The sequence below is a fragment of the Microbulbifer mixtoriginis (SeqCode) genome (genome assembly GCF_052467945.1).
Genome location: NZ_CP174328.1, coordinates 1633857 through 1657891, shown reverse-complemented (window position 1 = coordinate 1657891; position 24035 = coordinate 1633857). Strand labels below are relative to the sequence as shown.

The window sequence follows — 24035 nt, the reverse complement described above, 5'->3', positions numbered from 1 at the left end:
CGCTAAAAAGCACTCTGGCCGAGACCTGGGGATGAGTCTCGCGAGCCGATTACAACCAGTTCTCTCAAAGCCACGCTGTTGGCCCACTTAAAGACCAGGATTTAGTTATGAAACCTTCTATCTTTCGGCGCATGTACTTATCCGCCGCGATTATCTCCGCGATTGGTTCAACACAAGTCTCTTACGCTCAGGAAACTGCCGCAGCCATTCGCGGCTCTATTACTGGTAGCGCAGGCGAAGCCATCAGCGATGCAAAAATTACTGTAGTGCACACGCCATCCAATAGTCGGCGAGTGGCCGAGGTAGGAGAATCAGGACAGTTTAATCTCAGTGGTTTGCGTGTGGGTGGCCCTTATATCGTCACAATTGAAACCGAACAGGGGGATCGTACCTTTGAAGATATTTATCTCTCAGTAGGCGATACCCTGCCCCTGATGGTATCCCTCGACACAAGTAACCTTGAGGAAGTCAGCGTGCTTGGCCAAGCTATCACTACTTCCCGACTAGCGGTAGGCCCGGCATCTCACTTCAATAGCGATGACCTAGCCAGTGCACCCGCAGTAAACCGCGATATCAAGGACTTGCTACGTCTGGACCCACGAGTTTACATCGACGAAGCCAGCTATGACTCTATTCAATGTACTGGCGCCAACCCGCGCTTCAACAGCCTTACTGTTGACGGGGTGCGCATGAATGACAACTTTGGCTTGAATAGCAATGGCTATCCAACAGAGCGCATGCCCTTCTCATACGATGCAATCGAGCAAGTTGCTGTAGAGCTGGCTCCATTCGATGTGCAGTACGGCGGATTCAGCGCCTGTAACATCAATGCAGTGACCAAATCCGGCAGCAATGAGTGGCATGGTTCATTCTTTTATGACTATACCGATGATGGTTTCCGTGGAGACTCTCTTGAGGGTGAAGACTTCCCTGTAGCCAGTTTTGATGAAAAGCGCTACAACGCTACCTTAGGTGGAGCCATTATCCAGGACAAACTCTTTTTCTTCACCGCTTACGAAAAGCTAAAAGGTGTCGCTACTTTTGACCGGGGACCAACAGGCAGTAATTCTCCCTCTGAGGTTGAGGGCGTATCTCAGGAGCAGCTGCAGGAAATCATGCGCATCGCGAATGATGAGTACGATTATAACCCTGGCGGACTCCCCTCAAGCCTGCCGGAAGAAGATGAGAAATTGCTGATCAAGCTAGACTGGAATATCAGCGATAATCATCGAGCCTCTCTTACCTATAACTACAATGATGGCTACTCTATTGCCGAATCCGACGACGACTACAATGAGCTAGAGCTATCCAATCATTATTATGAGCGCGGTGCCGAACTAAATTCTTATATTGTTCAGCTGTTTTCCGATTGGAGCGATATCTTTTCTACTGAAATGAAGATCGGTTATTCAGAGTTGGATAACTGGCAACTCTCTCTCGGTGGTACTGAATTTGGTGAAGTCCAGGTCACCAGTAAGGACGAAGAAGGCCTAAAGAGCGCAACGGTTTACTTGGGATCTGATGACTCCCGCCATGCCAATAAGCTGAGTTACGATAATTTGAGCATTAAACTCGCCGGGCGCTTATTGCTGGGTGAGCACAATCTCACCGCCGGCTACGAACATGAAAGTTTCGATGTATTTAACCTGTTTATTCAGGAAGCACAGGGGGAGTACCGGTTTGCTAGCATCGAAGATTTTGAAAACGGCGTTGCCAGCAAAATTATCTATGAAAATGCTGCCTTCACCAATAATCCCTTGGATGCTGCAGCAGAGTTTGCTTATGACATCAATACTTTCTACCTGCAGGATGAATACACTTTTGCCGAAGTTGATCTCACGGTCGTAGCAGGCTTGCGCTATGACCGCTACAGCAGCGGCGATAGGCCGGTGAAGAATCTGGATATCACAGAAACGTACGGTTTCAGTAACCAGCATAATATGGATGGCATAGACCTTTTACAGCCACGTCTCGGTCTCAACTGGAATGTCAATGACAGCCTGGAGCTACACGGTGGCCTGGGCCTATATTCTGGTGGCAATCCCAACGTTTGGATTTCCAACAATTATTCCAACAACGGGGTATTGCAGATAGAAACCACTGATAGTAGCGGAACCCCGCTCTTCGATATGGACTGGACTGGCAGTGGCCGCCCCATCTATGACATACCGCAAAATCTATATGACCAGGTTGCCAATGGAGAAGGAAGATCCGGTGGCGTCAATCTAATGGACCCGGATTTCGAAATCCCTTCAGTTTGGAAGTATGCCATCGGCGCTAGTTACGAGTTTGAATCCGGCTATTTGCTTTCTGCTGACTACCTCTATAGCGACTATAAAGATGCAGCCATTGTCCGCGATATATCCCTGCAACAAGTGGATACTGCTGTGGATGGGCGCCCAATTTATGAAAGCGCCAATGGTCGAAGCGGAGACTTTATGCTCACTAACGTAAAAGGAGATTCCGGTTTTTCCAGCGTTCTATCCCTGGGGCTAAGCAAATCCTTCGACTTTGGTCTCAATGTAGCCTTGGGCTATGCCTACACAGAAGCCGAGGATGTGAATCCAATGACCAGTTCTGTGGCTTGGTCTAACTACACCAAAATTGCAACTATCGATGCTGAGAATCCGGGGGCCGCTACCTCCAACTATGTGGTACCCCACCGCTTCACTCTCAAAATGGACTACGCTCACGAGTTTTTTGCAGGCTATGAAACGCGCTTTACCTTGTTTGGCAGTGCAAATGAAGGGCTACCCTATAGCTATACCTTTGGCGGCGGCTTATTTGGCGATGTAGGCTCCGGCCGCAGCCTACTGTACATACCAACCGGTAGCGATGACGCAAATGTAGTATTTGCTGAAGACTTCGATACCGAAGCCTTTTTCGCTTTTGTTGATTCTGAAGATCTTGATCGCGGTCAGATTATGGAGCGAAATGAAATCCATAGTGATTGGTGGACCAAGTTCGACCTACGTATTGACCAGGAATTACCCGGTTGGCGCGCGGATGACAGGATCAACGCCTACTTTATCGTAGAAAATCTGGGGAACTTGATTAACGATGATTGGGGCGTGATGTATGAAGGAGACTTCCCGCGCTATCAGGCCGCTGTAGAGGCTGATATCGATGATCAAGGCCGCTACGTATTCAATAAATTCTTAGAGCCATCAGGCCAGACACGGGTTGCTGAACCATCTTATTGGAGCGCTCGTATAGGCGTTCGCTACGAATTCTAACCATAAGAAAGCCGCGGCAATTGCCGCGGCTTTCTATTATCCAATTATTAAATAATCCTAGTTCAGCAACTCTAGGCGCTACCTAACCAACGGGCCAAGGTTTCCCGTAACAGATCCTTGCTCAGGGGCTTGGTTAGATAATCGTCCATTCCTGCCGCTAAACAACGCCCTTCGAATTGTTCTTCCGTGGTACTGGTTAAAGCAACGATTGGTAATCGATCATCAGGCCTGTGCTCTGTTTCCCATCGGCGCAGTATCTCGATTATCTCGGCACTGTGATCGGTATTTTGCTGACAATCTACCAGGGCCAGGTCGTAATGCCCCTCTGATAAACGCAGCAAGGCCTCCTCTCCATTGCTGGCGATATCCACCTGGTAACCGAGTGCCTGCAACATCTCTTCCGTTACCCACTGATGTGGACGGGAGTCCTCCACCAACAGCAGGGAATATTGCCGCGGCTGGTCGGCACCACCTTTTACTACACGCCGAGTAGTTCGCTTGGCGCCGCCAAAGATTCTCTCCACCAGAGTATCGTGTAACTCCTTACGGGTTACCGGTCGTCCCAGGTAGAGAGCTGAAGGTACGAGTCTTTGCAATTCCGCAAAAGAGGACTTTTGACCAAAGCCGCCCAGGCATATCAATGGGCAATCACGGTCCTCAGCATGAGTCTTTTCAAAGAATGGTGTAACTGATTCGAAGAGTATCTCATCGCCCATGGCGGGCACCAACATGATCAGTTGCCCTCGCTCCAAAGCCTGCTGAAGGAGCTGCTGTACTTCACACTCGCAACCTTCACACCAGCGCTGGGACTTTACGTCCATACCAAAGGAGCGCAGCATCTGCATCAAGCCGGAAATAAACAGGCCTTTTTGGTGTATCAGTAAAACCTCACTATCTTGCAAACGGCGGTCCGGGGTTAAGTAGGTACGCTGATTAGGTTCAATAGTAAATTTGACTACGACCTGGTAGCGGTTACCGTCTTGATTGGAGTGCAGTTGTAGATACCCCCCCATAGCTTCCGCCAGACCCTTGGCGATAGACAGCCCTAAACCTGTAGTTACCTGATTGGTATCCATTCTGGAAAAAGCACCAAACAGCTCGCTCTCATCGGGCAGGATTTCACCGCGGCCATCATCTTTCAGAGTAATATTCAACTGTCCTTCTACAGAGGTGATCGGGGTAAAACTCACTTCGCCCCAAAGCTCTCCCCGTTGGGCAATACCCGTAGCCGAATCCACCAGATTACGAATCAACTGAGCTGTTTTGCGATTATCGCCAGTGACCATCACCGGCAGGCTGTCATCAATCTGAAAGTTAAATTCCAAAGACTGGCTATGGGCTGCTCGCGCAGCGAACTTGAAGGACTTTTCAATGGTTTTGACCAGGTTAAACGGCCCCTGGCGCATACGGATATCTTTGCGAGCAACGCGGGTAAAGAGCCCCACATTGTCCACTAGCTTAAGCTGTTGGCTGCTGGCATTTTTGGCCAGCCCCACCCACTCTTTTTGACGCTCGCTTAGCGGTTCTGCCTCCAAAAGAGACAAGGCCCCCAAGGCATCAGAAAGCTGGCTGCGGAATTCCTGACCAATATTAACGATAAATTCATTCGTCAATTCAACGGCCGCTTCAGAGTGCTTTCGTGCTGCGGCCAGGCTGCTCGCACGCTGCTGCAACTCCTGCATAGCCGACAGGCGTTCCCAATAATTCTCCGACTCTCGCCGCCCCTGGTGTGCAGTCAGCCAGATAAAGGCCAGTGTCAGGGTGCCGTAAATGGTGCCAAGGATCATGCCGGAAAAGAGTGCCATGAGCGCAGCTGGCAGCAGGGAAGTCACCGTAAACCAGGTGAGAAAGCGATGATAGGGTGAGAATACCGTAGTTACACTAGAGCAAAAGATAACGGTATAGATCCACAGGAAGTGGGTCTCTGGGGCAAACCCCATATAGTAAACAAAATAGAATAAAGTCAGGCCCCACCAGATAGAGCCAAGAATCGATACAAAAAAGTAATGATTACGCCAGCGATTGGGTCCCGAACTATACAAATGACCAAAACGAAAAACGTAGTAACCGCGGATCAGCGTGAGAACCACTAACCCGGCCCCTAGAATCAGCAATAAGCGCGGAGCTTCCAGACGCATATCACCGATGGTGGCCGCGATCAAAAATGCACAGAATGAGAGCACCATGCCTCGCCGGCTATATTTGGCGATACGCATATCGGTGGCACGGCAAATACGCCGATCCTTCTGCACCTTGAGTTCAGGGCGATCAAATAATGTCATAGCGACCTTCCCTGGAGCATTGGGTATCCGGTGACATAGAGGTCCCTAGCCTATCCCAAGTACTTCAACCAGTACTGTTTTTATAATAAAGCCGAGCAGTCCAAGACCGAGTGCCAGAAACAGGATAAAGGTGCCAAACCTACCCGCTTTAGAATCCTTGGCCAGGTTCCAGACGATAAACACCATGAATAAGATTAGTGCGCCAATTCCCAACCACAGGGAATACTCTTCAAACTGCTCAAAAGTCATGCAAATCTTCGCTTGTAAAAATTGGCGCGCATTGTACAGCGCTTAACAGCTACAGGTAAGACTTGGCCGAATACAGTCGGTCAGCTCACCCATTAACATGACTGGCAGTTCAAGCACCCTGATAATAGTCACCATCTTCCTGCGCGTGGGTTCCACAGCGCAAACGACGCACTTCCTTCTCACGATAGCGGCTATCGTGCCAACATCTTGGTAGTGGCTCACCAGACAGAAAACACAAGTCTGTTTTATCGAAAACTTCTGGGTCTTGTACCTCTTCCCCCCACAGATAGCGGCCAACTACCGTGAGCTCATAGGGATTCGAGAGTGTGACAACATCTGCCACCTCAACCAAATGCTTGGTGGTTACATCTTTAAAAAGCATAGTGGCACCTTTTTCCACTTCCCATCTTCAGTATAGGGCTTTTGGCGACAATTCTGGCTAAATTAGGGTTTATTGAAAAGATGTAAAAAAGAAATGCAGCTACAGGGCAAGGAGGAGCACATAATTGTAAAGAGCTTGTGATCTGCAGAACACATATGGATTGATAAGGAGAAGCCTAATCTTATCCGGACTTCTCCAAATTCTATAGAAAATGATAGGGCTCCTTTAGCCCTCAATAGTCAGGCGAGCGGAAACCATACCCTGCTCCGGCAAGGCATCAAGGTTGATGGTGCGAACACCCAATTGTTCTTTCATCAGCTGGTTTAGCCATGGCTGAAGATCCTGATAGCGCACCTCCTCAACCCATAGACGAATACGATTTTCCCCTTCGGGCTCAAATCGTTTAATCGTGACCCTGTTTTGCTTGGCCGCATTAGTTACCCGCTGCAACAAAGTGCCGGAAGCTTTGCCGCCCCCATTATTGGGTTTAACACGGGAGAGCACGGGTCGCTGGGACTCCATCCACTGAACCAGCTCCTGTGACTCCTCTGCTCGCGCGCGAGACTCATCGAAAAAACCTTTGGCCGGACTGTAAAGGCCATAGACAATAAAAAGCGCCCCGGCAAAAAGACTAAGGATGCTCAAGGCGCGTTGATCACTGGGTGACATCGCCTGCCACTTCTGTTTCCACTGCTCGATTTGTTCTTTCATTCTGCTTTAAATACCGAATTCTTTCGCCTTATACCTTGCGCCTCTAGCGCACACGCACCCGCCCGGATACGCCCTTCTTCAACTCATTGGCACCAAGTAAATCTGCACGCAAACCATTGCCAGACAGCTTGCTGACAAAAGTGTCCAAATCTGAGAGGTTCTGTGCTTTAAGCTGCAATACCATTTCACCGCGCTGGCCATCAAAGCGAAGTGATTGAAGTTGCAACTCTTTACCTCGCTGTTGAGTCCACACTTTACTGAGCTGCTGCATATGGGTGGTAAAGGCGCCGCCCTGATTCCCCGCATTTTTTAAGAAGCCATTTAGCTGCCTACGCATCTGGGCCGAGGGACGTACATTGGGGAACATCTCTGTGAACATGGCTCTAGCCTGCTCTTCTGCCTGCTCAGCCTGCCAGTGGTAGTAGGCCCCAGCACCGACAAAAAACAGAAGTTGTGCGGCAAAACAGAAAGCGGCTACTTTGGCCGGCTTTAGCCACCATACCGACTCAGTTTTACCGCTGGCTAGTTGATAATCGCCACTGAGCAAATTACTAAGTTTGCCGGGCTTATAACGCTCAAGAAAAACTTCTTCAGGTGGGCGCTGATTGACTTGTAGGCGATCGGCAAAAAGTGATTCCAGCTCGGCAACAACAAGACCGTCCTCTTCACCGCCACCCAGTAACAGGAGTTCTTTGCCCTCTTCCCCTTCCTCCTCATCAGCACCTTCTTCAGAAGTATTATCTGCGCCAAGAAGGGAGCCTAACAGAGGCTGGAGGTATTCACGGCGGATCGACAATCCCTGCCCTGTCGACTGCCAAAAATGAGCCTGCTCTCCATCCAACCAAAGGGAAAGGTCAATATCGAGTAGATCCAATAGTAAATATTCTGGTAATGCCGCAGCCAAAGGCCAGCCGAGTCGCTCCACCTGACTGTGCAAAATTTCCATCTTGTCTTTGGAAATCGCGTAAATACTACAGATATCACCATTGCGAGGCGCACAGACAAAATGCAGATCTTCTACATCCTCCGCAAGCTGCTCTTCGACCATATAGCCAATAGCGTTGGTCTGACGTCTAGCTGCCTTGGGGATAGATTCAACGCCACTCCAAACCCAGTTACCAGGCAGAAGTAGCAGCGCCTTGCTGCCCTCTGGCAAGTTCAACGCTGGGTGGATGTCGGGTACAGCCGATGCCTCAAACTCTGGATTGAAGGCTGAAAGGAATTCATCATCCAGAGCAGCTTCACACCAAGAGCCATTCTCCCACTGATGTAAGGTGAGCCCACCGGCGCCAGTTTCAGAGAGCCGCAGCAAGACCAAAGCTGGCTTGGGTGGCACTGCAGGCATGCCGATTTCATTTACGCTTTTCTTTTTAAACATACAATCTTATTGGCTATCTACTATCTAGACTCGCTACGGTGCCTTGTAGTCGAGTAATTCCTGCATCATTGCACCAGAAAAAGTGCGCCGCTGGCGCTGTACAACTTTGACTTCACCGTCCCCGGCCTCATCGAGCCATAGAGACGTCTCCCAATACTGGCGGTAGTCTTCACTATCTCCCAGTTGGACAGCAATACGCGCCAGAAAGTGCTGGCTATGAAACACAAACTGGTTGGTGTTGTTGAAGCCATGAGAGGACAGATCCCCCGACTGGCTAAGGATGCCGCCAGACTCTCGAAACAGCAGCAACTTACTCACACTCGCGGAGGGGTCCACCGCTTCCAAAAGCTCCTGAGAAGCCAGATTGATATTGATCTTGCTTCCAGTCTCCGGCAGCGCACACAGGAATGGAGCCAGCTTCTGCCAGTCTTCCGGCTCCATACCCTGTACAGAAGACAGTTCCGATATATCACTGATTAAGGTATCTGGGGTGCGATGGGCAAGATCCCTACCGAGATAGCCATCGTCCTCGGTTGCTGAAGAACGCGGTGTGTCGTTGTCATCCATCCAGTCGGCAATAGTCCCGGCTAAGTCTGATTTTCCTGTGACATTGCTCACCAGTCGGCGAAAAATATCAAACTGATCGGTGCCGTTACCGCTATCGACAAGATTATTTACATTAAAGCAAGAGTTTAAGTCTTTGATATTTATGCGTATTTTTCCGTTATCAGGATTGAACTGCAACGCCGGTGCTGCCCAGGCCTCAAGAGCGTGATCGGCAGGTTGGGCAGCGTCTTTATCCTCTTCATAATCCTTGAGAAGCGCCACCCTACTCCAGGCCTCAGCCCCAGCGACAAACTCGGCTAATTGCGAATTGGCCAAAAGAGCACCGCTTCGGGTGATGGAAATCTGATCGCGGGTAATGGCGTGCGAGACCAGGGCAATTGCAATCACCATTACAAGTAAAACGGTAATTAAAGCCACGCCCCGCTGGCGGCGAAAAGTCTTTATCGACTTAGAGCCGCTCATCGTTACCACCTCCGCCGGAATTATCCCCACCTGAATTGCCGTCGTTTGAGTTGTTCCCCCCTCCATTACCACCGTTGCCGGAATTAGCTCCAGGAGGACTGAACTCTACAGTTGAGAAGGAGAAGACGCGGCGTATTTCACCGTAATGACGAGTCATTAACACGAACTCGATAGCCTTTGGCAGGCGGCTATCTGCACTGGTAGTAGATGCTGTAGTACCGGCTGGCGGCCATTGGGCAACCCAGGCATCTGAGCTAGGGTCAAAATATTGTAAAGTCAGGCTCTCCACACCGGCGAGCAGAGGTTCAACAATTGGCTCGGAATCAGGGCCTCGGTCTAAAACTTGCCAGCGACTGCGCAATAACAAAGCCCCAGGATCTTCCTCTTCAGTAAAGGAGCTGCTTCTCTCATCGTCTTCTGGGTAGCCGATACTATACCCCAGGCGCTGAAGTTCACCCCGAGGCTCACCAATAAGGTTTGCCGCCCCAAGGCGGGTAAATTCGAATTCGTCCTGATCACCGCGCAAAGCGGGTTCATAGCCCGTATAGGCATTTTTAATCGGTCGCGCTGTTACCTGGCGCAGGTCCTCCTCCAGACGATAGAGAGCCATGGAAAAACGGCGCAACTCTTCTGCACGACGCTCAACAACACTGTCGGAATTATGGAAAACTTCTAGAAGGGAAAACGAACCAACACTGATAATCGCCACCAGCACCAGTACGACGAGCACTTCAACCAGAGTAAAGCCTGACTGGCCCTTTATTGGAGAAATCTGCATAGAAGCTACTCCTGCGCCGCCCAGGCATCCAGTGTCAAAGTTGGGTTTTCGGCATCGGGGTAACCCACTTGAATCACGATATGGCGAAGGCGCTCTTCGCTGGTTGCCTCTACCTTTGCGGTCACTTCCCAGTCTCTCTCCGCAAAGGACATTTCCTCTTTTTTCTCACCAATCGGAGGCCAGGGAGTTTGTACTCTAATTTGCGAGAGTACCTGTTGAGCGACCCAGTTAGCTGCGAGCCGCTCCTCCATAACTCTTTGGCGCTGCACGCTGCTCTGCATAGTACGCAATACGCTGGCGGCAATAACCCCAAAGATGACCAGGGCGATCAAAACCTCAACCAGGGTAAAACCGCCCTGTCGGGCCAGGGAATTGCGCTTAAAGGTCATCGGCTTGCCACTCTAGCTGCAAGCCATAGAGGCTACTATAAGAAATTGTCGCGCCACGAGAGAAGTCACCATCCTCGACCAGAAAAACGGCTAGTTTGATCGGGAGAACTTCACCACTCGATAAAGCGACAAACTGCGGCTTGATCTTTTCCTCATCGCTCTGCTCTTCAGCAAACTCTGTGGATTGGGTGGAAGGCAGTTCCGCCTCTTCAAGCACCTCCAAACGAACGATAGCGGGAAGCTCATGAGCCGCAAATCGCTGGCTGCGCCGACCGGCAGCAGCCACATCGGGAGCCTGCCAAGTCATTGAAGTGGGATCAAATCGCACTACCGTATAAGACTCGGGTTCAAACACTATGCCGTAATGGGCTTTATCAATCAGGGCACGGTCCGCGACAAGCTGCAACAAGGCGGAGAGACGTTGAGTCTCCCCTTCCCAGACACGAACCCCGGAACTGCCCAGGGACATCATGGCCATGCCAGCCAAGCTGGCGATGATAACAATCACCACCAGAATCTCGACCAGCGTGAAACCCTGATTACGCTTGAGCCTACTGCGGGCTGATCGCCTATACATCGATTGCTGATTGAACCGAGTTACAGGTCAGCGGCAAAAATATCGGCGGCTTCACCCTCTCCACCAGGCTTACCATCTGCACCCAGGGAGAACAAATCGAATGCGCCGGCACTGCCGGGGCTGATGTACTGGTAGTGATTACCCCAAGGGTCCTTGGGCGCTTTCTTTAAGTAAGGTTCAGTCCAGTTTTTAGCTTCGGGAAAACCGGAGGGACGGGAAACTAGAGCTTCCAGACCCTGGTCAGAACTTGGGTAAACAAAGTTGTCCATGCGGTACATGTCGAGGGCAGTCTCGATAGCACGAAGGTCAACGCGAGCGGCCTTCATACGGGCTTCACCAGTTTTGCCCAAAACACTGGGAACCACCATGGCGCCGAGAACACCGAGGATCACAATCACCACCATGACTTCAATCAAGGTGAAGCCACCACTTCTGCGTAGGTTTCGCATTTTTTTCTCCAAGTTCAGCTGAAAGCTGGGAACCCCCAGGGCCACGAAGGGAATCGTGGCCCCAATTTAAAAATATTCAGTTTTTGTAAAAAGAGATCTATCTACACTCTCAAAGCAGTAAGAAGCCGAGCACCCCTACTAAGCCGAGTCCAATAAGTACCCTTGAGGCCTCGCGTAGGGTAAAGCCACGGCTGTTTAGTAAGGATTTCATCTTCCCCTCCTAAATAACCTGCATCCTGAATCTGTGGACTTCACTACTTTGAACTCTACATAGCCAGTTCGTTCATGCTCATAATTGGCATCATGATGGCCATCACGATAAATAGTACGATAGCGGCCATAACAAGCAACATCAGCGGTTCGAACAAGCTCACAAAAGCAGTCACCGCCCCCTGAAGGTCTTGCTCCTGGGACTCCGCAGCCCTCTGCAGCATTTCGTCCAGGGTGCCAGAAGACTCACCACTGGCGATCATGTAGATCATCATTGGCGGGAAATACCCAATATCTTCCATGGCTCGGTGCAAACTACCGCCCTCACGTACCGTCTTCTGTGCAGTTTCCAGACGATCCTTTAAGAACTCATTGGTCATTACCCCGCGAGCAATACCCATTGCCTGCACCAGTGGGACACTACTACCGGTAAGGATCGCCAAGGTTCCCACATAACGGGCACTCTGCGCACCGCGAACCATCCAACCAATTACCGGCAGGTCCAATAGGCGATGGTGAAACTTATATTTGATCGCCGGGCGGCGCAGCATAATGACCACACCCGCAATAATGGCCCCTAGCGCTGGAGGCACCAGCCAGCCCCAGGCGGCAATAAAGTCACTCATTGAGACCAGTATCCGAGTGGGCAGCGGCAAAATTTGTCCAGTGCCGGTGAAGACCTCAATGACATCCGGCACCACATAAACCATCAGGCCAGTAACCACGAGGACACAGATAAAGACCAATACCATGGGGTAAATAAGTGCCAATTGCACTTTCTGACGAAACTGCTGCTGCCCCTCGGTGTAATCTCCCAAACGTTCCAGCACCGCATCCAAGTGTCCGGAGTGCTCACCGGCCTCCACGGTAGCCCGGTAGAGCTTGGGGAAAGCCTTGGGGAAACACCCAAGGGCCTGGGCAAAACTGTGGCCCTCCAAAATCTTTCCGCGCACCGCCAGCACTACCCGCCGGATTTTCTGGTTGCGAGTCTGGTTGGCAATTGCCCCTAGGGTCTCCTCCAACGGAATACCGGCGCGCAACAAAGTGGCAATTTGGCGGGTAAGCAGGGCCAGATTTTTAATGCTGAGCCCGGGACTTCCGGACATAAAACCGCCAGCACTCTTCTCAGATTGCTCGGCGGCAGGGGTAACATCCAGAGGCACCATGCCTTTAGCACGCAATTGCTGCCGCGCCGAACGGGCACTATCGGCCTCTAGGGTTCCCTTGCTTTTTCGACCGGATGCCGCGAGGGCTGTGTACTCAAACGCTGCCACGATTAAGACTCCTGGGTTACCCGCATGACTTCTTCAAGGGAAGTCCTGCCGGCCAGGACCTTGGCAATACCGTCATCGCGGATACTCGGCCCCAATTTACGTGCTTCTGCCACCAGCTTGCTCTCGGAAGCTCGATCGTGGATCAGCTGGCGCATGATTTCATTGAGCGGCACCAACTCATAAATACCGATTCGGCCCACATAGCCGCTATGGTTACATTCATCACAACCATTGGGGCGGTAGATGAGAGCATCCTCAGCGGGAGCGACGCCGAGCACTACCCTCTCCCCTTCATCGGGAACATGGGGCTGCTTACAGGTAGGGCAAAGCACCCTGACCAGGCGCTGTGCCAGAACTCCGATCAAGCTGGAGGACAGCAAGAAAGGTTCGATGCCCATATCCATCAGACGGGTAACAGCACCAAGTGCAGTATTGGTATGCAGGGTTGAGAGTACCAAGTGACCAGTCAAGCTCGCCTGGATGGCGATCTGCATAGTCTCAAGATCTCGAATCTCACCAATCATCACCACATCCGGGTCCTGACGTAAAATTGCGCGCAAGCCCCGTGCAAAAGTCATATCTGCCTTGGTGTTGACCTGGGTCTGTCCAACCCCTTCCAGGTTGTATTCGACCGGGTCTTCCACCGTCAGGATATTTTTTTCGCGGCTGTTAATGCTACCGAGGCCGGCATAGAGAGTGGTCGTTTTACCTGAGCCCGTCGGGCCCGTAACCAGAATAATGCCGTGTGGGTGAGCCAAAAGCTCAGTCATGACATTGTGGTCCCGCTCGGACATGCCAAGTTTGGACAAGTCCATTTTACCTGCTTGCTTATCAAGCAGGCGCATCACCACCCGTTCACCGGCCGAGGACGGCATGGTGGAAACACGTACATCGACTTCACGCCCGGCCATCAGCAGCGAAATACGGCCATCCTGGGGAATACGCTTTTCAGCGATATCCAGCTTGGCCATTACCTTGATACGGGAAACCAATAGCGGAGCCAGGGCGCGCCGAGGCTGCAACACCTCGCGCAGCACGCCGTCTACCCTAAAACGCACAATCAAGCGTTTTTCAAAGGTCTCAATGTGAATATCCGAAGCCCCCTGTTTCAGGGACTCCGCAAAAATCGCATTGATCAGCTTAACGATGGGCGCATCGTCTTCCTGCTCTAGTAGATCTTCTGTTTCCGGCAGCGAATCTACAACTGCGGCCAAATCCAAGTCATCACCCAGCCCCTCTACTTCGGAGAGGTTGCCCCCCTCACGGTTTTCGTAGAGGCGCTGCAAGGCTACCTGGAAAATTTCATCTTCCACCGACTCCAGGCTTACCGCACCACCATTGATACGTTGCACCTCGGCAATCGCAGAGGGGCTCAGCGGTGCAACGTATTGGCACAGCGGGCGCCCCTCCTGCTCCAGTAGCAGGACCTTATGGCGCTTAGCGAAAGCATATGGAAGGCGACGAATTGCTGGAGTCCCTGTTCCTGTATCAACCGTCATTTAAATTCTTCTACCTCCAGCACCTCAACCTCACCATCCAACACTTCAACCTCGCCAGGTACTCCCTCTAGGGCGTCTTCCAGGTTATCAACGGCATTGATAGAACCATCTACCGGTGCTGGGCTTTCGTTATAAGTTCCTGTTGGTGGCATCAGGTCAGGCAGCGCATCACCGCGGTGCCAATCCCACAGCAGGCTTGTTCTGTCTTTCAAGAAGATCTGCTTCTGCTGCATATCCATGTAGCGTTTGCGGGTTTCTTCATAGCCAGCCAACTGGGTGCTCAGGATCTTAGGCTTGAGGAACACCATCAAATTAGTTTTTACGACTTTCTTGGTATTGTTTCGGAACAGACGCCCTATTCCTGGAATATCCCCCAACAGAGGCACTTTCTGCACGGAGTCAGTAACATTATCTTCTATCAGCCCACCCAAAACCAAAATCGCACCATCATCAATCAATACCTTGGTGCGAATTTCACGTTTACTAGTAACGATGTCCGAGGCACCCACAGCGGCATCAGCTGCAGCGGAAAGCAGGTTTTCAACCTTCTGCTCAATTTCCAAAGTTACCGAGTTATTGTTATTTACACGTGGAGTGACTTTGAGGGTGGTACCAATATCTTCCCGCTGAATAGTGGTGAAAGGGTCGTCATTGCTACCGGACAACAATTGCTCACCAGTAATAAAGGGTACATTCTGCCCGACGAGGATTTCAGCCTCTTCGTTATCCAAAGCCATAATGGTCGGCGTAGACAGAATATTGGTATTGCCCGCTGTGGCAAGCGCATTCACTGCAACTCGGATATCACTTCCACTCAAATAGCCTAAATGTAATGCATTCGCGCCAGTGATACTCGTGAAAGGAAGGGAGAACGGATTGATATTCCCATCTCCGTCTTCAGCCGGTAGGTTGTTCCAGCCGGCAACAAGGTTTTCATCACCCGTGATCCAGCTGATACCAAGGTTATTATTGGTATCCTCTTTAACCTCGACAATAATTGCCTCGATCAGCACCTGAGCACGACGTACATCCAGCCGTGCGATCACGCCTTTCATTGTTTCCAGTAGTGCCGGAGGCGCGGTGAGAACCAGCGCATTGAGGGATTCGTTGACCTGAATGCTGACTTCAACGTTCGCAGCCTGCTGGTCTTTTTCTGTATTCTGAATACTACCGCTCATGCCTTCCAGAATTGGTTTCAGGTCGGCGGCATTGGCATACTGAACATAAACCACAGCCGTATTACCATCACCATCCAGCGGCTGGTCCAAGCGGGCAATAACGGTTCTGATCTGCTGGCGTGTTACTGGGTCACCAGTCAAAAGAACGCTATTGGAACGCTCGTCCACTGCGATTCGCAACGGTTGAACTTCCCGGCCAGCGCCCTTGCCACCAGACGCCTGCAACAAGTCATTGAGAATTTGCTTCACTTCTTTGGCGGAAGCAAACATCAGTGGAACCACTTCAATGTCAATGGCACCTGCACGATCGAGCTGTTTTACCAAGAGAACAATCTGGTCAATATTCGCCGCACGATCAGCAATAATCAGGGTATTGGTATCAGCATAAGCTGCCAGGTGGCCAGTCTGAGGAATCAGCGGGCGCAACATAGCGATCAACTGGGAAGCGGAGATATTCTCAACTCGAACAGTACGAACGACTAATGATTCGGCCGGCGCACGGGTATTTTCATCAGCAACCGGAATCGCCTGCTGCTTGGCAAGGGCATCGGGTACCACTTTCCAGGTACCACCCTGCTCTACCAGGCTGAAACCATTTACTTGAAGCACCGACATAAAAACATCGAAGGCTTCATCATGTGTCATAGGGTCACCGGCAACAACGGTGACTTTTCCCTTTACATTGGGGTGGACAATTATATTTTTTCCGGTGAAATCCGCTGCCCAGTTAATCAGGTCGCGAACATCGGCATTGTCGAGAGAAAGGGTAACTCTCTCCGGGCCCTGAGCCAGCGTTGCAGTAGACACAAAAAAACTAAACCCGACCGCAATCAGCCGTCGATAAAACATCTTCATCATTATTTATCTGGCTCTAGTAAATGTTCAAAAAACTCAAAACAATCTAGTTAGACAGTTTTTATTGGGGCTGGCGCTGAGCACGACGCTCACGAGCCAGTTCACGCAGCTTTTCCATCCGCTCTCGAATACTTTCCTGGCTCGCCTCACGTCTTGAGGAACTTCCCGCACTACTACTTTGCCTAGATTTGCGTGACAGGCTTGAGTAGTTTTTCAGCGGGACATTGGGGCGGCCATCCATCTCGGGATATGTCAGCTTTTCCATCCTGCCATTACGACGAAGAACTACATGGTCTACCTCAACAGAATAAAGTTCTGCGCCACCAGGAAGGGAATCCCCCACATACAAACGCTTTGCAGGCTTGCCTTTTTCGGCAACCAGGGCGCTGGCTTTACTCTTGTCCGAATTATCCAAAACGCCAGAGAGGACGATGTTCAGCTGGGTTATAGGGAGGTTGGAGAGATCAACTTCGGGAACAGCTTCTTGTTTCTTGGCTTCGGCATAACCAAAGAAGGGAGTGTTCGGTATTGAAGCTGCCTGGGGGGCACTCACACGACTATCATTGCGCTCGGCCAGCAGAGACTCTTCCGGCTCTGCTGGAATCAGTAAAGAGCCATAGGCGAGTAGATTGCCAGATACCCACAGCAACCCCACCGCAGATGCCGCCATGGTGCCACGAGAGAGCGATCTGCGTGAATCGCCCTGGCTAAAGCCTTTACCGACTGAGCCAATGGCTCGCTTTAATGGGGACATGAACATACCCACATACAAGTTCAACTTTCTTAGGTTATTGGTTTTTGACGCCTATTTTGTTGCCTTCGCCTTCGAAAGGCAACGCTCCTGCCCAGTTAAACGTTGCAAACCAACACTTCGTCCCCGAATTTGCACACTAGTTCCGTAGTCCAGAAGCCAAAAATGAGAAAAGGCGGCAATACGCCGCCTTTTCCAGTACTGATCAGTATACTAATCAGAAATCACAGCTTTGCTTCCAGCTCGGGGACTGCTTCAAACAAATCTGCCACCAAACCGTAGTCAGCAACGGAGAAGATTGGAGCCTCCTCATCTTTGTTGATAGCCACAATAACCTTGGAATCCTTCATGCCAGCCAAATGCTGGATGGCACCGGAAATACCAACGGCAATGTACAAGTCCGGAGCAACGATCTTACCGGTTTGGCCAACTTGCATATCATTGGGCACAAATCCAGCGTCTACTGCAGCGCGTGAGGCGCCAACCGCCGCACCCAGCTTGTCTGCCAACTTGTACAGCATCTCGAAGTTGTCGCCATTCTGCATACCGCGACCACCGGAAACTACCACGCTAGCGGCGGTAAGCTCAGGGCGGTCGGATTTAGCAAGCTCTTCTCCTACGAAAGAAGAAACACCGGCGTCATCGGCAACATCTACAGCCTCAACAGCTGCACTTCCACCTTCTGCAGCCACTGCGTCGAAAGCAGTAGTACGAACGGAAATCACCTTAATGGCGTCAGAGCTCTGCACGGTCGCGATAACGTTGCCAGCGTAGATTGGACGCTTGAAAGTATCGGCACTCTCAACAGAGATAATGTCGGAGATTGGTTGAACATCCAGCAGCGCAGCGGCGCGCGGCAGCATGTTTTTACCGGTAGTGGTGGCTGGCGCCAGGATATGGCCGTAATCTTTACCCAGATCGGCAACCAGCTTGGCAACGTTTTCAGCCAACTGGTGCTCGTAAGCAGCGTTGTCAGCCAGCAATACTTTGCTAACACCATCAACTTTAGCAGCGGCGTCTGCAACAGCAGAACAGCCTGCGCCAGCGACTAGGACGGCGATGTCGCCACCGATAGCCTTAGCTGCGGCGATAGTGTTGAGCGTAGCGCCCTTCAGTTCGGCGTTGTCGTGTTCAGCAATAACCAGGATGCTCATCAGATTACCTTCGCCTCGTTTTTCAGTTTCTCTACCAGTTCCGCCACGTCGGCAACTTTAACGCCAGCCTGACGCTCTGCTGGTGGCTCGACTTTCAGGGTTTTCGTGCGAGGAGCGATGTCTACACCCAGCTCATCGGGAGTAGTAGTATCGAGAGGCTTCTTCTTGGCCTTCATGATATTCGGCAAAGATGCATATCGTGGCTCATTCAAACGCAGGTCGGTAGTCACGATAGCTGGCAGCTTCAGCTCAACAGTCTGCAGGCCACCATCGATTTCACGGGTTACCTTCACAGCGTCGCCGTCTACAACCACTTCGGAAGCAAAGGTGCCCTGCCCCATACCAGTCAATGCGCCCAGCATCTGGCCAGTTTGGTTGTTGTCGCCATCGATAGACTGCTTACCGAGAATAACCATTTGCGGCTCTTCTTTATCGACAATCGCCTTCAGGCACTTAGCCACAGCCAGAGGCTGCAGTTCGGCATCGGTCTCAACCAGAATGCCTCGGTCGGCTCCCAGCGCCAGTGCTGTGCGAATTTGCTCCTGGCTCTGCTTGGGACCCATGGAAACGGCGACTATCTCACTAACAACGCCTTTTTCCTTCAAGCGAACCGCCTCTTCTACTGCAATTTCGCAGAAGGGGTTGATAGACATTTTGACGTTGGCAGTATCAACGTCAGTGCCGTCCGCCTTGGGGCGAACCTTGACGTTGTAGTCGACAACGCGTTTCACAGCTACAAGAACTTTCATGGAAATCCCGTCTCAAATATGCTTTTTAACAGCCGCGACTGACGATTCTCATCGCGAACGGATACGGTGTTCTGGTCAAACAGGTGTTTGAACGGCGTGTATGGTGGCGGTTCTATACCGCAAAATCAATAGCCAAATAGAAGTGACTTCTGCCATTCATGCAATCTATTTCAGGAAATAGAGACCATCTATTCAGCTTCCCTAACCTGTTGAAATACAGCACATTTGCCATAGCAAATGAATAGTCATGCAATTGGTAGGGTTGAATAAACGCCTATATAATCCGCCCTCTATATAAATGATAAGGCCGGAATGGCCGCAAAAAGTTGAATACAACTGCTGAGGAGAGTGCCGTGGAACGCGAATCAATGGAATACGATGTAGTGATCGTGGGTGCCGGTCCGGCCGGATTGGCAGCGGCCTGCCGTATTCGCCAGCTCAATGAAGATGTCTCAGTATGCGTTGTGGAGAAAGGTTCCGAGGTCGGCGCCCACATTCTCTCCGGCGCAGTTTTTGAGCCAACTGCTCTGAATGAGCTATTCCCAGACTGGAAAGAGCGCGGCGCCCCGCTGAACACAGAGGTCAAGGGCGACGATATCTACGTTCTGCGCAGCGATGAGAATTCCATCAAAGTGCCCAACATGTTTGTGCCAAGCACCATGCACAATGAGGGCAACTACATTATCAGCCTCGGTAATCTTTGCCGCTGGTTGGCCGAGCAGGCAGAGAACCTGGGGGTGGAGATTTTCCCCGGCTTCGCCGCTGCAGAAGTTCTGTACAACGAAGATGGCTCTGTAAAAGGTATTGCCACCGGCGATATGGGTATTGGCTTAAATGGTGAGCAGAAAGACTCCTATATGCCAGGCATGGAGCTGCACGCCAAGTACACTCTTTTTGCCGAAGGCTGTCGCGGCCATCTGGGCAAGCAACTGATCGAGCGCTTCAAGCTGGATGCAGATGCCGATCCGCAACATTACGGCATTGGCGTTAAGGAAATCTGGAAAGTTCCTGCGGACAAACACCAGCAAGGCCTGGTAGTTCACACAGCAGGCTGGCCTTTGGAGCAAAGCGGCACCCACGGTGGTGGTTTCCTTTATCACCTGGAAGACAACCAGGTTGTGGTTGGCCTAATTACCGATCTCGCTTACAGCAATCCACACGTAAGCCCCTTTGACGAATTTCAGCGTTACAAACATCATCCGGTAATCAAACAATACTTGGACGGTGGTCAGCGTGTCGCTTACGGTGCACGTGCCATTGTTAAAGGTGGACTGCAGTCTCAGCCGAAGATGACCTTCCCTGGCGGCCTGCTGATCGGCGACAACGCCGGCACCCTGAACTTCGCCAAGATCAAGGGTAATCATACCGCGATGAAGTCCGGCATGATCGCCGCTGAGTCCGTAGTGGAAGCCCTTGCCGCAGAGCGCAACAGTGAAGAGCTGACCGACTACACCACCAAGTATCGTGATAGTTGGGCCTGGAAAGAGCTGCATATGCAGCGCAACTTCGGCCCGGCACAACACAAGTGGGGCAACATCCTCGGTTCAGCTTACGCATTTGTCGATATCAATATCTTCAAAGGCAAGCTGCCCTGGACCCTGCGCGACACCAAAGCTGACCATGCCCAACTGAAACCAGCTGCGGACTGCGCAAAAATTGACTACCCCAAACCCGACGGCGTACTCAGCTTTGACAAGCTCTCCTCCGTGTTTATTTCTAATACCAACCACGAGGAAGACCAGCCCTGTCACCTGACCCTAAAGGATCCGGAGATTCCGCTGAACCACAATCTGCCAATCTATGATGAACCTGCTCAGCGCTACTGCCCCGCAGGCGTCTATGAAGTGGTTGAAGATGCTAACGGCAAGCGCTTCCAGATTAACGCGCAGAACTGCGTACACTGTAAGACCTGTGATATCAAAGACCCAACCCAGAATATTGTCTGGATTACTCCGGAAGGTGGCGGCGGCCCCAACTACCCAAATATGTAAGCAGTTTGCTTTCTGGCGCCTTCGGGCGCCATTTTTGTATCCGCGTTATTAGTCAGCGCTCTTCTAAGAACGCAAAACCAGATGAACTCCTGCTCCCAGAAGTCGGAAGCAGGATTTAGCAGGCAGAAAATCAGAATTTATACTGAGCACTTAAGGCAAAGAATTGGCCAAGCTTCTCTTCGAATACGATGACGCCATCACGCTCAATCTCGATAGACTCATCCAACAAATTTTGCATCTTGGCTTTTATTGTCACTTCTTCGATGGGATACCAGGAGTAAGTCAAATCCAAAGAATGAAAAGGTTGTTCATATGAGTCTGGATCGAGTTTACGACCGGCGAGATGCAACCTCTCACCAAATACGTTATACCCCAATGTTGCCGAATGGTTGCCATCAGGGCTATCAAAGCCCAAAAGCACATTCACGACAAACTCCGAAGCCCCCGTCATTTCCCGCTCAGGATTCGTAGGCGCATCAGCCTCACCCCCCGCAACCAATTCCGTCTCCTGCAAAGTAACGTTGCCCTGCACAAAGAAACTCTCCATAGAGTCACCCAGGAAGCCGAGCTGCTTCATGCCCTCGATTTCAATACCGGTAATTTCTCCAGACTCGGCATTAATAATTTCCCTGGCTACATTGGTATCACTGGAAGCCGCTTCAAAAAATTCTATGGGGTCAATAACATCCTTATAAAAAGCGGAAACCGTTAAGTTGTCCCCACTATCGAAGAACCATTCGGCACGCAGATCATAATTATGGATTTCAGAGGGACGAACACTGGGGTTACCTTTGACCTGCTCTCCAGTAATAGGATCGATATAATACGCATCGGTAATTTCACGAAGATCCGGCCGTACAGCTGTCTTTGAGACTCCAAAACGAAGCTGAAAAGTCTCCGCCCAAAACTCTCCCATATAAGTCAGTGAGAAAGATGGGTAAATCTCATCTTCAGAATATACGGCTTCCAGCAGTTCTTTCGGGTCAGTTATTACTTGAGGGTCATCTATGGTGTAGCCATAAGGATTCCACTCAAGTGCCACTTGACTGTAATCCTCCCAGCGCGCCCCAGCCGAAATTCGCCAGGTTTCAAATAATGTCCAATCGAATTTACCAAATACTGCATCTGTAGCCGTAGCTGCTAAATAGCTTTGCTTGTTACTTCCCGCCAAGTCGAAAACGTAGTCATTTCCATTGTTGGTGATATTTTCATCACCAAATACCTCGCCCAGCGGGCCAACGAGTACATCTTCAGTAGCCACACTGAAGATATCTAGGCGCAGCTCAGTTTGCTTGTATGAGCGCCCCTTCTCCATCCTCGCGAAGCCACCCGTCAACTCCAAACTTGAAAATGAAAATTCTAGAGGCAAGTTGACTGACCAACCGTAATTTTTGACTTCGTCTTCAAGTTCTGTAAATCGGAAACCTGCACTTCGAGAACCCGTACTGACCTTAGAGCTAAGCACTTCACCCGTCGTAGGATCAGTAACTGTATCGGAAATGACGTCGACCTGATTGGGGATATCTGTGGTCGCTGTTGCATCCGAATAAAACCAATCAACAATCACCTCTTCCGGAACCAGATTGAAGAACTCAAAAGGAAGAAGGGTTTTGGTCTCGGGCCCCAGAGAGTGATTGCCCTTGACCTGATTTAGGTTTAGCTCTCTTTCTTCATACTTCAACAAATACTCACGATAGCCTGAACCGTCTGATACCTGCCGGTTCTCATTAAAGTAATCCGTAATAGAGGTTTCATCATCAGTATTGCGCAGGAATATACTCGTAGTTTCAATCACATGCTCATCAGCAAAGCGTATACCTAAATTTAAATTCCCACTGATATCCACTGAATAAGTTGACTTGTTGCGATTATTCAATTGCTCTTTGGGGGCACCAAAGTTGCGCAGGGTTCTCTCAGACTCCCTCCACTTACTTTTATAAGAGGCTCCAGCCAGAAATCCCAACTCCCAAAGATCACTGAAGGAAAAACGGTTGCCTACACTCGCTTTCATATCCCTATCCAGATCACTGGAATCCACTTCGATAGAAATATCACGATTGAGATTTAAGGCCAGTTCACGATTTAGTGCTTGGGCTGCATCATCGGCTTCATGCTCACTGGCATACTGATTTCCCTCCTCAACCAGAACTTTTCTGATATCGGAGATACCCAAGCCCCCCCTGAAACGTTTTAGCGCTGCGGATATTTCTCCTGGGAGTGCCCTGGTACCATCATCAGTTCCGAAGATGTCATCATCTCCACCCTGATAACTCAGAACCTCGCCACTGGTTTCCGTATTGCTTCCTGTGCCAAACTCTACAGAATAAGTCAGATCATCGGGAATTCCCTTTGTGCGAATATCCACATTGCCACCGCCAAAGCTAGCAGCCTGATCAGCAGAGTAACTCTTCTGAACAGCCAGGGAATCCACTATGGAAGTAGGGAATAAATCGAGAGGAATCACATTTCGAGTCAGATCCGGTGAGGGTACTATCGCACCATTTAGCGTGGTACTTGAGTAACGCTCCCCCAATCCACGCACATAGACGAACTTATCACTCACGAGCGATAGTCCCGATACCCTACGCAGCGCAGCCGCCACTGTAGAATCCCCTACCCGGCCGATCATCTCGGCACCAAGGATATCGGTGACCACTTCTTCTTGCAGGCGCTCACTGACCAGGGCCTCCGCGGAGTCCCGCAAACGCCCCTGAACTACCACTTCTTCAATCCCTCGTGCTTTACCAGTGCTTTCTTCCACCAGATCGGCATCCTGGGCAAATACACCAGGAGCCATAGCAGAGGCCGCGGTAATAGCCATTACCAACGGCAGTCTCTGGAAATTTTCATATTTAGCCATTACACGGGCCTCTTATCATTCCTATTTTGGGGTATCAAAACCAAACAGGGCGCC

At 50.8% G+C, this 24035-nt stretch carries 19 protein-coding genes; 2 read left to right on the top strand and 17 right to left on the bottom strand.

What is annotated here, in order from left to right; all coding sequences use genetic code 11:
• Positions 1–107 precede the first annotated feature (107 nt).
• On the top strand, positions 108–3236 hold the full coding sequence (locus ACJJIJ_RS07385) for a TonB-dependent receptor (RefSeq protein WP_444939114.1): 3129 nt from the start codon (positions 108–110) through the stop codon (positions 3234–3236).
• 71 nt (positions 3237–3307) lie between these two features.
• Here ACJJIJ_RS07385 and ACJJIJ_RS07380 read toward each other — a convergent pair whose 3' ends face one another.
• The 16 genes from ACJJIJ_RS07380 to ACJJIJ_RS07305 all read right to left on the bottom strand — a co-directional run bounded on the left by ACJJIJ_RS07380 (position 3308) and on the right by ACJJIJ_RS07305 (position 19130).
• Complete coding sequence (locus ACJJIJ_RS07380) at positions 3308–5518, bottom strand: response regulator (protein WP_252085853.1); 2211 nt, start codon at positions 5516–5518, stop codon at positions 3308–3310.
• Between the two features lie 45 nt (positions 5519–5563).
• On the bottom strand, positions 5564–5767 hold the full coding sequence (locus tag ACJJIJ_RS07375; protein WP_252085852.1) for a DUF2788 domain-containing protein: 204 nt from the start codon (positions 5765–5767) through the stop codon (positions 5564–5566).
• A gap of 109 nt (positions 5768–5876) precedes the next feature.
• Positions 5877–6149, bottom strand: coding sequence for an acetyltransferase (locus ACJJIJ_RS07370; RefSeq protein WP_252085851.1), 273 nt, complete (start codon positions 6147–6149; stop codon positions 5877–5879).
• 225 nt (positions 6150–6374) lie between these two features.
• Positions 6375–6860 (bottom strand): type II secretion system protein M, encoded by a 486-nt coding sequence (locus tag ACJJIJ_RS07365; RefSeq protein WP_444939113.1) that lies wholly within the window; start codon positions 6858–6860, stop codon positions 6375–6377.
• A 43-nt stretch (positions 6861–6903) separates the two neighbouring features.
• A complete protein-coding gene (gene gspL, locus ACJJIJ_RS07360; protein WP_444939112.1) occupies positions 6904–8238 on the bottom strand; it encodes a type II secretion system protein GspL in 1335 nt (444 codons plus the stop codon).
• A 33-nt stretch (positions 8239–8271) separates the two neighbouring features.
• The gene (gspK, locus tag ACJJIJ_RS07355) at positions 8272–9267 is read right to left on the bottom strand and encodes a type II secretion system minor pseudopilin GspK (RefSeq protein ID WP_444939111.1); all 996 of its coding nucleotides are present in this window, start codon (positions 9265–9267) and stop codon (positions 8272–8274) included.
• On the bottom strand, positions 9254–10045 hold the full coding sequence (gspJ, locus tag ACJJIJ_RS07350) for a type II secretion system minor pseudopilin GspJ (RefSeq protein ID WP_444939110.1): 792 nt from the start codon (positions 10043–10045) through the stop codon (positions 9254–9256). The genes gspK and gspJ overlap by 14 nt, the downstream gene beginning before the upstream one ends.
• A gap of 5 nt (positions 10046–10050) precedes the next feature.
• The gene (gene gspI, locus ACJJIJ_RS07345) at positions 10051–10434 is read right to left on the bottom strand and encodes a type II secretion system minor pseudopilin GspI (RefSeq protein ID WP_252085846.1); all 384 of its coding nucleotides are present in this window, start codon (positions 10432–10434) and stop codon (positions 10051–10053) included.
• Positions 10424–11011: a prepilin-type N-terminal cleavage/methylation domain-containing protein gene (locus ACJJIJ_RS07340; RefSeq protein WP_444939109.1), complete on the bottom strand. Its 588-nt coding sequence runs from the start codon at positions 11009–11011 to the stop codon at positions 10424–10426. The genes gspI and ACJJIJ_RS07340 overlap by 11 nt, the downstream gene beginning before the upstream one ends.
• 20 nt (positions 11012–11031) lie before the next feature.
• Positions 11032–11460: a type II secretion system major pseudopilin GspG gene (gene gspG / locus ACJJIJ_RS07335; protein WP_252085844.1), complete on the bottom strand. Its 429-nt coding sequence runs from the start codon at positions 11458–11460 to the stop codon at positions 11032–11034.
• Positions 11461–11726: 266 nt separating this feature from the next.
• A complete protein-coding gene (gspF, locus tag ACJJIJ_RS07330; RefSeq protein ID WP_252085843.1) occupies positions 11727–12944 on the bottom strand; it encodes a type II secretion system inner membrane protein GspF in 1218 nt (405 codons plus the stop codon).
• A 2-nt stretch (positions 12945–12946) separates the two neighbouring features.
• On the bottom strand, positions 12947–14443 hold the full coding sequence (gene gspE, locus ACJJIJ_RS07325) for a type II secretion system ATPase GspE (protein WP_444939108.1): 1497 nt from the start codon (positions 14441–14443) through the stop codon (positions 12947–12949).
• A complete protein-coding gene (gspD, locus tag ACJJIJ_RS07320) occupies positions 14440–16479 on the bottom strand; it encodes a type II secretion system secretin GspD (protein ID WP_444890369.1) in 2040 nt (679 codons plus the stop codon). The genes gspE and gspD overlap by 4 nt, the downstream gene beginning before the upstream one ends.
• A 58-nt stretch (positions 16480–16537) precedes the next feature.
• A complete protein-coding gene (locus ACJJIJ_RS07315) occupies positions 16538–17230 on the bottom strand; it encodes a type II secretion system protein N (RefSeq protein ID WP_444884975.1) in 693 nt (230 codons plus the stop codon).
• A 221-nt stretch (positions 17231–17451) separates the two neighbouring features.
• Entirely contained in the window at positions 17452–18381 is a 930-nt protein-coding gene (locus tag ACJJIJ_RS07310) for an electron transfer flavoprotein subunit alpha/FixB family protein (RefSeq protein WP_444939107.1), read from the bottom strand.
• The gene (locus tag ACJJIJ_RS07305; protein WP_444939106.1) at positions 18381–19130 is read right to left on the bottom strand and encodes an electron transfer flavoprotein subunit beta/FixA family protein; all 750 of its coding nucleotides are present in this window, start codon (positions 19128–19130) and stop codon (positions 18381–18383) included. The genes ACJJIJ_RS07310 and ACJJIJ_RS07305 overlap by 1 nt, the downstream gene beginning before the upstream one ends.
• 353 nt (positions 19131–19483) lie before the next feature.
• On the opposite strand from ACJJIJ_RS07305, the gene ACJJIJ_RS07300 reads away from it, so the two are divergent.
• Complete coding sequence (locus tag ACJJIJ_RS07300) at positions 19484–21121, top strand: electron transfer flavoprotein-ubiquinone oxidoreductase (protein WP_444939105.1); 1638 nt, start codon at positions 19484–19486, stop codon at positions 21119–21121.
• Positions 21122–21251: 130 nt separating this feature from the next.
• On the opposite strand, the gene ACJJIJ_RS07295 is transcribed toward ACJJIJ_RS07300, so the two are convergent.
• Positions 21252–23981: a TonB-dependent receptor domain-containing protein gene (locus tag ACJJIJ_RS07295; protein WP_444939104.1), complete on the bottom strand. Its 2730-nt coding sequence runs from the start codon at positions 23979–23981 to the stop codon at positions 21252–21254.
• Between the last annotated feature and the right edge of the window lie 54 nt (positions 23982–24035).